The organism is Methylobacterium sp. WL18, from assembly GCF_008040015.1.
Classification (GTDB): domain Bacteria; phylum Pseudomonadota; class Alphaproteobacteria; order Rhizobiales; family Beijerinckiaceae; genus Methylobacterium; species Methylobacterium mesophilicum.
Genome location: NZ_VRVD01000214.1, coordinates 1 through 7,452, shown reverse-complemented (window position 1 = coordinate 7,452; position 7,452 = coordinate 1). Strand labels below are relative to the sequence as shown.

Annotated in this window: 7 protein-coding genes; 2 read left to right on the top strand and 5 right to left on the bottom strand. The window is 68.6% G+C overall.

What is annotated here, in order from left to right:
- Positions 1 to 164: 164 nt before the first annotated feature.
- The gene (locus FV228_RS15850; RefSeq protein ID WP_147855503.1) at positions 165 to 404 is read left to right on the top strand and encodes a type II toxin-antitoxin system Phd/YefM family antitoxin; all 240 of its coding nucleotides are present in this window, start codon (positions 165 to 167) and stop codon (positions 402 to 404) included.
- 5 nt (positions 405 to 409) lie between these two features.
- Positions 410 to 856, top strand: a complete 447-nt coding sequence (locus FV228_RS15845) for a type II toxin-antitoxin system VapC family toxin (protein ID WP_147855501.1) — start codon at positions 410 to 412, stop codon at positions 854 to 856.
- A 9-nt stretch (positions 857 to 865) separates the two neighbouring features.
- Here FV228_RS15845 and FV228_RS15840 read toward each other — a convergent pair whose 3' ends face one another.
- From FV228_RS15840 to FV228_RS15820, 5 genes are all read right to left on the bottom strand, one after another.
- Positions 866 to 1,927: a polysaccharide deacetylase family protein gene (locus tag FV228_RS15840; protein ID WP_147855500.1), complete on the bottom strand. Its 1,062-nt coding sequence runs from the start codon at positions 1,925 to 1,927 to the stop codon at positions 866 to 868.
- A gap of 341 nt (positions 1,928 to 2,268) precedes the next feature.
- On the bottom strand, positions 2,269 to 2,622 hold the full coding sequence (locus FV228_RS15835) for a hypothetical protein (protein ID WP_147855499.1): 354 nt from the start codon (positions 2,620 to 2,622) through the stop codon (positions 2,269 to 2,271).
- A 255-nt stretch (positions 2,623 to 2,877) separates the two neighbouring features.
- Positions 2,878 to 5,451, bottom strand: a complete 2,574-nt coding sequence (locus FV228_RS15830) for a TonB-dependent receptor (protein WP_147855498.1) — start codon at positions 5,449 to 5,451, stop codon at positions 2,878 to 2,880.
- A 256-nt stretch (positions 5,452 to 5,707) separates the two neighbouring features.
- A complete protein-coding gene (locus tag FV228_RS15825) occupies positions 5,708 to 6,343 on the bottom strand; it encodes a hypothetical protein (protein WP_147855497.1) in 636 nt (211 codons plus the stop codon).
- A 113-nt stretch (positions 6,344 to 6,456) separates the two neighbouring features.
- Complete coding sequence (locus FV228_RS15820) at positions 6,457 to 7,341, bottom strand: ABC transporter permease (protein ID WP_187277772.1); 885 nt, start codon at positions 7,339 to 7,341, stop codon at positions 6,457 to 6,459.
- Positions 7,342 to 7,452: the final 111 nt, after the last annotated feature.

Here is a 7,452-nt window from a genome sequence, read left to right as displayed (position 1 = left end):
GCCGGCCGCCCCGCCGCGGCCGGTACCGCTCGCGGCGGGGCGGCCGGCAATACGCCTCGTTCTCGACCGGCTACCGGCATCGCCGCCGGCGCTGAGGACTTTCAAGCAGCGTTGCCGGCGCCGATCCCCACCCCTACGATGCCGATGTCGTCGTGGAGGGTCGGATGCGGGAAATCCAGTTGCGGGACGCCAAGGCGACGCTCTCGGCCGTCATCGACAAGGCCCGGCAGGGCCAACCCTCCGTCATCACACGCCATGGCCGGCCCGAGGCCGTGCTGCTCAGCTTCGAAGAGTGGCAACGGCTTTCGCAGGTCCCATCCTTCGGCCGGCTCCTGATGGCCGCGCCTCTCGAAACGGAGGATCTTCCGCCGCGATCCGGTGCGCTGAGAAGAATCGATCTCTGACGCCTGTGTACCTCGTCGATACCAATGTCCTTTCGGCGGCCGCACCAACCAAGGCGATCCCGGCCGACGACCTGATCGCCTGGATGCACCGAAACAGCGCCAGCCTGCACCTTTCGGTGATCACCATCGCCGAAATCGAGGACGGTATCGCCAAATGCCGCCGGGATGGCGCTTCTCGCAAGGCGGCGCGTCTGTCGGATTGGCTGGAGACGCTGCTGCACCTCTACAGCGCTCAGATTCTGCCGATCGATCTCGAGATCGCCCGGTGTATCGGCCGCCTGTCCGACGTGGCCAGGCGAGAAGGCCATGCCCCCGGCATGGCGGACCTCGCCATCGGCGCGACGGCGCTATGTCGCGGCTGGACGATCCTGACGCGTAACGTCCGTCACTTCCGGCCGCTTGGCTTGGCGGCGCACGATCCGCACGACACGTTACCGGCAGATATCGCATGAGCGATCCGGTCAGGCGACGTTGAGGCGCCGCCCGCGGTTCCAGGCCAGGAACGGGACGCCGGACAGCAATCCCGCCAGCGCCGCCCGCGACTGGTGGCAGCCGTTGATCGAGACCCGCGGTAGGGCGCGCAGATGCCCGGCATGGTCGGCGAACAGATGGCCGGGTCTCGTCGTCACCGCGGTGGCGAAACCCTGATCCGCGGCGAGGGCGAATTCTCGGGGGCCGGCCGAGGTCGGGTCGCCGACTGGGTAGGACAGATGCCGGATCTCGCGGCCGAGCTCGGCCTCGATCCGGGCGCGGCTCTCGGCGATCTCGCGGGCGACGGTCGCCGTATCGTGCTTGGCGAGCATCGGATGGCTGACCGTGTGCGCCCCGAACGTCACCGCCGGGTCACGGCCCAGCGCCCGCAATTCATCCCACGACAGACACAGTTCGGGTGCGATCCTGCCCGGTGCGAGGCCAGCCTGCCGGCACAGGTCGGCGATCCGGTCGAGAAGCGCGGCCTCGCTGCCGCGGCGCAGGTCGCGGTAGAGCGCCTCGAAGGCCAGGGCCTTCTCCTGCGGGTTGCGGGCCGGCAGATCGAGGCTGCGGCCGTGGATGTCGATCCGTACCCGGTCGAGACGCGCGATCGCCCGCTCCAGCTCGATCCACCACAGGCGCCCGCGCTGGTCGGCGAAGCCGCTCGCCACGAACAGGGTCCAGGGGGCGCCGTGCCGCTCGAGCACCGGGCGGGCGTGCTCGACATTGTCACGGTATCCGTCGTCGAAGGTCAGGACCGCGAAGGGCGGACCGTAATCCCGGGCGGCCAGCCGTTCCGGCACCGCATCGAGCCCGATGATGTCGAAGCCGCGCGCGTCGAGTTCGCGCAGGGTGAGATCCAGGAAATCCGGGGTGATGCTGAGGAGCCGGTTCGGCGCGAAGGCCGGCACCGGATCCGGGCTGACGTGGTGAAAGGTCAGGATCACCCCGAGGCCGCGGGCGGCCGGAGCCAGCCAGCGATCAGCGCCGAACGCCTGGATCGCGCGGAAGCCGGACGCGAACACCCGATGCTTGGCACGCGACGAGATCATGACGTTGCCCCTCTCGGGCAACACGGCCCGGGCGGATCAGCCATCGCGCGACGAAGTAAAGAAACCGGAACGTGGCGCGGTGCCGGGCGGCGTGTGCGATCGGGATTTTCCCGCGACACGGGCCTCGATCCGACACCGCTGATGCCATGCTGCCGGTGCAGCCTACGACGCTGCGGAGGCCATCGGGCAACCGATCGAAGAACGTTCCGCCTCGACGGAGCCCGTCCGGAGACACCATGCCTCCGGAACGGGTCCATCGAAGCCCCGGCTGGGCGGACGCATCCCGGGACGAGGTCGCGGGGGGAACTGTCCCGACGAGGTATCCGGCGTCCCGAAAAACCCTACGGGAGGGCGCCGGCCTTTTCCTTGGCCTGCATGATCGTGTTGCGGCAGGCCTCGGCGTTGCCGGCCTTGTCCTCGGCGGCGGCCTTGGCGACGAGCTTCTTCGCCTCCTCGACGCCGGAGGCGGTCGGCTTCACGTCGGCGTCGCCCTTGGTGAGGGCCGGCGGGGTCGCGAGCGCCTTGTCGGAATGCGACGAGGTCGTGCCGCCGGGGGGCGTCGTGCCGGTCACAGCGGCGGCGCCCGCGCTGTCGAGGCGCTTCTGCAGCGTGGACACCTCGTCGGCGCACGGGGTCGCCCAGGCCGGCGTGGCGGCCGCGAGGGCCAGGGCTGCGAAGGCGAATCTCATCATCATCGAGGCGTGTCTCCAAATCGTTCGCGCAGGTTCGGAGGCGGGTCGCCGGATCGAGGACCGGCCGCCGCCTCTGGCGCTCCCGGATGAGACGCGGGGCGCCGGGGCCCGTTCCTGAGACGTGAGGCCGCACGGCCGGCGTCGGGCGGGGAGCTGAAAACGCCAAGGGCGCCCCACCCGGTCCGAAGACCGCGCGGAGCGCCCTGGCCCGACGCCTTCGACAGCGTCAGTACTTCCCGGCTTCAGTACTTCCGGGGTTCAGTACTTGCGGATGATCGGCTCGGCCGACATCGGCACCGGGTCGGCGCCGAAGGCGTAGCGGATGCCGCCGTAGATCGAGAGCGGCTGCGACAGCGTCGTGGTCCGCGGGTCGGTGATCCGCAGGTTGCCGGCCACCGCGCCCGGCTCGGCGAAGGTGCCGAACGTGGCGTAGCGGTTGTTGGTCAGGTTGGTGACCAGGCCGAACAGCTCGAGGTTCTTGGTGACCTGGTACTTCGTCTGGAAGTTCAGGACGTAGTAGGGCGGCAGCTTGCGGTTCAGGTTCGACTCGTCGCCGCGGAAGTAGGACGCCGAGAAGGCCTGGAGGTAGACGCCGAACTGCCAGTTCGGGGTGACGAAGTAGTCGAAGCCGGCCTTGAACTGGTGGGTCGGCACCAGCGGCACGACGTTGCCCTTGCGGACGTTGATCGCGCCGTCATCCGCGAGCGGATTGTTGGGCGAGGACAGGGTGCCGTTGAACTGGAAGGTGGCGTCGATCAGGGCGTAGTTGGCGTAGACCCGGAGGTAGTCGGCCGTGTACTCGCTGCCGACCTCGATGCCCTGACGCTGGGTCGAGGGCACGTTCACGAAGTAGGCGCGGGCGGTGTTGCCGGGGGTGGCGAGCGACAGGATGTCGTTCGACAGGTCGGTGCGGAAGGCGCCGATCTTGTAGCTGATGACGCCGCCGTCATAGGTGTTCGGCAGCGCGCCGCGGAAGCCGACCTCGTAGGTCCGCCCGGTGACCTGCTTGAGCGGCGGGTCGGCCACCAGCGAGTTCGGCAGCAGGCACGGCCGGTCCGGGTTGGAGCAGGCCAGTTCCAGCGGCGTCGGCGCGCGGTTCGATTCCGAGTAGCTGCCGTAGAGGTTCAGCGCGTCGGTGAAGCGGTAGGTCAGGCCGGCGACCGGGTTGATCTTGTTGTAGTAATGGGTGCCGGTCACGTCCGGCGAGAAGCCGGTCAGGTCCTCGCTCTGGATGCGGGCGAAGTTGAGCCGCGCGCCCGCCGTGAGCGACAGCCGGTCGGTCACGTCCAGGGTGTCGAGGGTGTAGAGGCCCATGTAGAGGTTCGAGCCGTTGACCGAGCTCGGCGCGATGCCGAGGGCGCCGGCGGTGCGGAGCTGCGGCGTGCCGAGGCCCGGGATGTTGCCGTAATAGGGGTTGCTCGGATCGGTGGTGATCGACAGGTTCGGGTTGATCACGCCGAGGGTACTGGACGACTTGAACGAGTAGTTGGCCGCATCGATGCTGCCGCCGACCAGGAAGGTGTTGGGCAGGCCGAACACCCGGTCGCGGTTGGCCGCCTGGAGCGAGCCGCCGAAGCCCGTGGCCTCCGTCTTGGTCACGTCGAGGGTGCCGTACGGGATCCCGGACCGGAACGGGACGCGCTGGTTCTGCTGGCCGAGGATCAGGAACTGGTTGCGGAAGGCGAGCTGCGACTGGCCGGCGCCCGGGCTGAAGCCGTCGTCCTCGAAACAGAGGTTGCCGCGGAAGCTGGAGCGGGTGCTGCAGTTCTCGAAGTTGCCGTCGTTGCCGTCGACGTAGGTCTGGCTGAAGCGGCGGAAATAGGCATTGCCGGCCAGGTCCCAGGTCGGCGACACGTCGACCCGGCCGGTGAGCTGGATCGTGCCGACTTCGGTGGTGCTGGTCTGCGGGTAGGTGAAGATCGACCGCGGGTCGCGGTGGCTGAAGTCCACCGGCGTGGCGGCGGCGGCGCCGAAGAAGCTGCGGGCGGCGAGCCCGATCAGGTGGAACTCGGAATCCTGCGAGCGGTAGCCGACGTCGCCGTAGAGCCGGCCGATCGTGCTCGGGCTCTCGTAGCGCCAGCCGCGGTCGTTCAGGCCGTCGCCGGTGAAGTAGACGCTCCACGGGCCCGAGACCTTGCCGTACTCGACGTAGCCGGCGGTGCGGGCGTCGGAGCCGCCGAACGCGGTGATCTCGGTGCCCTGCCAGGTGAAGCCGTTCTTCATCTGGATGTTGACCGCGCCGCCCAGCGCGTTGAGGCCGAAGACCGGGTTGCCGGTGACGACGTCGATCCGCTGGATCGCCTGCGGCGGGATCAGGTCGAAGTTGACGGTGTCGCCGAAGGCCTCGTTGATGCGCACGCCGTTCTGGTAGACGGCCAGGCCCTGCGGCACGCCCTGGACCGGCGAGACGGTGAAGCCGCGATAGGTCACGTCGGGGCGGTTCGAATTGCCCTGCGAGTCGGACAGGTTGAGGCCGGGCGTGCGGCGGGCGAGGGTCGCCACGACGTTGTCGGTGCCGCGGTCGACCGTGATGTCGCTGGCGGTGACGGTCTCGACCGTGCTGGGGATCTTGTAGAGCGGCTGCTCGCTGCCCCGGAGGCGGACCGGGCCGATCGGCGGCGGCGCCGAGCCGGCCGGCTCCAGCCCACCCGGGCCGTTGAGGTTCTGCACGCGGCTCGAGTTGCCGCCGCCCGAACCCACCGGCGAGGTCGAGACGACGCTGATCTCGCCCAGCGTCACGGCGTTCTGAGCCTGCGCGGCCGAGGGCAGCATCGCCCCACCCAGAACCGACGCCGACGCGATCAGGCTGCTCCGAAGCCCCCTCAATGACATCCCAAACCCCTTGCCGTGAACCCACGCTCGTTTCAGCCGAGCTTGGCGTCACTCTTGGCGGGTGAAGGAAAAGGACACAATTGATTGAACACCACGCGCGCCGTGTTTCAGCAACCTTTGGGAAATACCGAACTCGAACATCGACGCACGTGGTTTGACAGCAACAGTTTCGATAACGATTTCAGCAACTTAGGGATCATTCGGCAAACCGGACGGGATAATTAGGCAATGCCCGCATCCCGTCCGCGGCCGCCCCTCAGAGCCGGGCCTGAATCAGGCGGGCGACCTCGCCGAGGCGCTGTTCCAGAAGCTGCGGAACCTCGCAGACGTAGGTGAGCGACTGGCTGCGCTCCTGGAAGATGCGGCGGTCCCAGGCGAACTTGGTCTCGATCTCGGACTGGTCCTTCGGCAACTCGGTGGCGTCCGTGGCGCTGGGCGCGTCCTTGGTCTGGCTGATCTTGTCGGCCTCGTCGCGGATCCGCTCGGCCATGCGCCGCTGCCCCTGCGCGTAGCGCGCGATGCCGCCCATGATCTTGTCGCGCTCGCCGTTGATGACCTCGAACACCCCCGCGTAGACGTGGGTCAGGGACTTGGCCCGGGCATCCTTGTCGGCGCCGAGCTTGCCGACGAACCCATCGAGCAGCGGGCCGACCTCGGACAGCTCGGTGCGCCGGGACGCGATCTTCTGCGCCAGCACCGCCGCGTCGTTGTCGCTGCCCCAGTCGCCGGCCGCGGCGATGTCCGGCCCGGTCCAGAACTGTCCCGGGCTGAGGGTCGCGACCTTGCGCTGCACGCAGGGCCAGTCCGGGTCCTGCCTGGGCTGCGCGAGCGCGGGGCCCGTCATCAGGGCGAGCCCGAAGGCCGGGACGAGGAGGCGGGCGAGGCTATGCATCGGGCGGGTTCCGTCGGGGCATGATGCGGAAGGTGGAAAGCGGTCTTCCGAAATCATCACGCGGTCATAAGGAGATAGGGTCGCAGGCCGGGTACGCTATCCGGCACGCGGCCCTAGGTGGCGTCGCCGGCCGGGCCGCCGCGCCGGGCCATGATGCCGCGGCCCGGATCGTAGGCGACGACCGCCATGCCGAAGAAGGCGAGGGTCACGCCGACCACGACCGCGCAGGCGACCGGCTCGAACTGGAGGTAGAGGGCGAAGCGCACGAGCTGGACCGCGTGGCTGAACGGGTTCAACTCGCAGATCCAGTAGAGCGTTTCCGAGGATTCCCGGATCCGCCACAGGGGGTAGAGCGCCGAGGAGGCGAAGAACATCGGGAAGATCACGAAGTTCATCACGCTGGCGAAGTTCTCGAGCTGGCGGACCAGCGACGACAGGAACAGGCCGATCGCCCCCAGCATCAGCCCCGAGGCCAGGAAGGCCGGGAGCGCCGTCAGGTACCCGAGCGGCGGGATGTCGGTCTCCCAGAAATACGCCACCGCCAGGAACGCGTAGGCCTGCACGATCGACACCGAGACGCCGGCGATCAGCTTGGCGAGCAGCAGCAGCCAGCGCGGATACGGCGAGGTCAGCAGCACCTTCATGGAGCCGACCTCGCGGTCGTAGACCATGGAGAGCGACGATTGCATGCCGTTGAACAGCTGGATCATCACGGCGAGCCCCGGCACCACGTAGGCCTCGTAGAGCACGTAGGTCTGGTAGGGCGGCTCGATCGAGACCCCGAGGGTGTTACGGAACCCCGCGGCGAAGATGAACAGCCACACCAGCGGCCGGACCAACGCCGAGAAGAACCGCTCCTTCTGATTGAAGAAGCGCAGCAACTCGCGCCGGACGATGCCGCCGAGGCAGATCAGGTAGCCGACCGCGTCCAGCCGGCCCATGCGGGTGTTTTTTTGGGACGAGGTTGCGGGATCGGCCGTGGCGAGGGGCGCCGTCATGTAAACTGACCCATGTCGAACGGCACGCCTTTGATTTCGCAGCGAGGGCGAGGGCCGGAAACACGCATCTCCCCCTCCCCCCTCTGCGGGGGAGGGTGGCCCCCGAAGGGG

What these genes read in the sequence shown, in the direction of transcription:
- FV228_RS15850 (WP_147855503.1), top strand. Translation starts at nt 165, where the DNA reads ATGCGGGAAATCCAGTTGCGGGACGCCAAGGCGACGCTCTCGGCCGTC.
- FV228_RS15840 (WP_147855500.1), bottom strand. Translation starts at nt 1,927, where the DNA reads ATGATCTCGTCGCGTGCCAAGCATCGGGTGTTCGCGTCCGGCTTCCGC.
- FV228_RS15835 (WP_147855499.1), bottom strand. Translation starts at nt 2,622, where the DNA reads ATGATGATGAGATTCGCCTTCGCAGCCCTGGCCCTCGCGGCCGCCACG.
- FV228_RS15830 (WP_147855498.1), bottom strand. Translation starts at nt 5,451, where the DNA reads ATGTCATTGAGGGGGCTTCGGAGCAGCCTGATCGCGTCGGCGTCGGTT.
- FV228_RS15825 (WP_147855497.1), bottom strand. Translation starts at nt 6,343, where the DNA reads ATGCATAGCCTCGCCCGCCTCCTCGTCCCGGCCTTCGGGCTCGCCCTG.
- FV228_RS15820 (WP_187277772.1), bottom strand. Translation starts at nt 7,341, where the DNA reads ATGACGGCGCCCCTCGCCACGGCCGATCCCGCAACCTCGTCCCAAAAA.